Annotated in this window: 2 protein-coding genes and 1 pseudogene; all 3 read right to left on the bottom strand. The window is 77.3% G+C overall.

The window, feature by feature from the left end; genetic code table 11:
* Window positions 1–266 (bottom strand): annotated as a pseudogene (locus ABD54_RS26295) (protein phosphatase); the annotation flags it as partial.
* A 184-nt stretch (window positions 267–450) separates the two neighbouring features.
* Window positions 451–1143, bottom strand: a complete 693-nt coding sequence (locus tag ABD54_RS26290) for a sirohydrochlorin chelatase (RefSeq protein WP_047872243.1) — start codon at window positions 1141–1143, stop codon at window positions 451–453.
* Between the two features lie 72 nt (window positions 1144–1215).
* On the bottom strand, window positions 1216–2367 hold a 1152-nt coding region (locus ABD54_RS26285; protein ID WP_047872242.1), incomplete at its 5' end, for a uroporphyrinogen-III synthase.

The following is a 2367-nucleotide window of genomic DNA, read 5'->3' as shown; positions in this document are numbered from 1 at the left end:
CGGCGGGCGGCGGTGCGCAGTGCCGCGGCCCAGGCGCGCTCGACGGGGTGCTCGGGTGGCCGGGGCGGCTGGTCGGGTCCGGCCAGGTCGGTGAGCGCGGCGCGGACCATGCGTGCGTGGGCGGTGCCGGGTCCGGTGGTGTGCGCGGTCAGGGAGGGTGACACGCCGACCAGGGCGGCGGCGGCCGGTGCGCCGAACAGGGCGCCGACGGCCCGGTCGCTGGCGGGGTGGTGGAAGTCGAGCAGGGGGTCTGGTACTGCGGGCATGGCCGTCCTCGGGGCGGTGCGCGGACAGGGATGGGTGGGGAACCCACGGGTGGTCTTCCCCGTCCGGTGGCCCGGCGCACCCGGCGGCCGGTTGTGGCCATGCCCGGGCAGCATGCGGGCGGGCCGGTTTGGTGCCTGGCACCGGGGCACCGCTCCCCCACGCCGGTGTCGCACCCCTGCCGGGTCAGACGGGCTGGGCGATGGCGGCCTGGTCGTAGCGCGCGGCCACGGCGTGGGCCAGGGCCGGATCCGGGCACAGCGGGCGCGCCACCACGTCCGCGCCCGCCCCGGCCAGGCGGTCGTGGAAGAGCCCCGGCGCCAGCAGCCAACTGGCCACGGCCACCCTGCGGTGCCCCCGCTCGCGCAGGCGGGCCACCTGTTCGGCCACGGTGGGTTCGCCGGTGGCGATGAACCCCAGTTCCACGGGGGCGCCCAGGCGTTGGGACATGCGCTGGGCCGCCTGTTGCAGTTCGGCGCCCGCGAAGGGGTCGGAGGTCCCGGCGCAGGCCAGCACCACGGCGTCCCCGGGCCGGTACCCGGCCCCGACCAGGCGGCGCACGGCGGTGTCCAGGACCGCGGGGTGCCCGCCCAGGGCGGGGGTGATGACGGCGTCGGCGCGTCCGGCGCGGGCGAGTTGGCGGGGGATGTCGGTGCGCACGTGGTAGCCCGAGGCCAGGAACGCGGGCACGACCACCAGCGGCCCCGGGACGCGGGCGGCGACCTCGCCGACTCCGGGCGCGAGCACGTCGGCGAAGGCCAGGCGGGTGGTCTGGCCGGTCACCTCGGCCACGCGCAGGGCCAGGGAGTGGGCCACGGCGGTGCCGTGGGGGTCGCGGGTGCCGTGGACGGCCAGCAGCAGGGTGGGGTGTCGGTGCATCGCGTGGCGCGGACGGCCGGGGTCGGTGGTCCGCTTCTTCCTTTCCCTCGGTCGGGTGGGCCGGTGTGCTCGTCAGATGGCGCGCTCGGGCGGGTCGAGGGCCAGCCGGTAGCCGCGTTTGACCACGGTCTGGATGATCCTGGGGTCTCCCAGCGCGGTGCGCAGCCGGGCCACGGCCGTCTCCACGGCGTGGGCGTCGGCGTCCTCGCCCAGGCAGGTGAGCAGGCGGGTGCGGTCCAGGACCTGGCCGGGCCTTCGCGCCAGTTCCCGCAGCACCCGCATCAGGGTGGGCGAGAGGGTGCGCACGGTGCCGTCGACCAGGACGGCGTGGCCGCGCAGGCGCAGGCGGTGTCCGGCCACGGACAGGGTCGGAAAGCGTGCGGGCAGCTCTTCGGCGAGCGCGCGGACCTGGGCGCCGACGCGGGCGCGCTGGGGCCACACGGTGGGGATGTCGTGGGCCATCAGGGGGCGTGCGGTGACCGCTCCCACGCACATGGCCAGGACGTCTCCGCGCAGGGCCCGGACCAGGGCGGCCTGGTGGCCGGTGGTGTGGGCGCGGGACAGCAGTCCCGCCGCGGCCGGGGCGCTGGTGAAGGTGACCGCGTCCACTCCCCCGCTGGTGACGGCCTCGATGAGGCGGTCCAGGGGGGCGGTGTCCTCGGGCAGGGTCCAGCGGTAGACGGGGACCTCGACGACGTCGGCTCCGGCCAGGCGCAGCGCGGCGGTGAAGTCGGGCAGGGGTTCGCCGTGCAGTTGGATGGCCACGCGAAGCCCCCGCACGCCCTGGGCGAGCAGGTAGTCCAGGACCTCGGCGGAGGACTCCGAGGGCGGCGACCACTCCTCGGTGAGTCCGGCGGCGCGGATGGCGCCCTTGGCCTTGGGGCCGCGGGCCAGCAGGCGCGAGGTGCGCAGGCTCGCCAGGAGCGGGTCGACGGTGCCCCAGGTCTCGCAGGCCTCCACCCAGCCGCGGAAGCCGATGCCGGTGGTGGCCACGACGACGTCGGCGGGGCGGCGGGAGAGCTGTTCGGAGACCGCGGCCAGACGCTGGTCGTCGCTGAGGGGCACGATGCGCAGGGCCGGTGCGGCCAGGACCTGGGCGCCCTTGCGGCGCAGCAGGGCGCTGATCTCCTCGGCGCGGCGGGCGGCGGTGACGGCGACGGTGAATCCGGCCAGGGGCGCGGTGGTGCTGGCCTGCGCCGGGACCTCCGACCCCTTCGCGGGCGC

It is taken from the genome of Nocardiopsis sp. RV163 (assembly GCF_001029525.1).
Classification (GTDB): Bacteria; Actinomycetota; Actinomycetes; order Streptosporangiales; family Streptosporangiaceae; genus Nocardiopsis; species Nocardiopsis dassonvillei.
The sequence above is the reverse complement of the archived record's forward strand: the minus strand, read 5'-3'. Positions and strand labels throughout refer to the sequence as shown.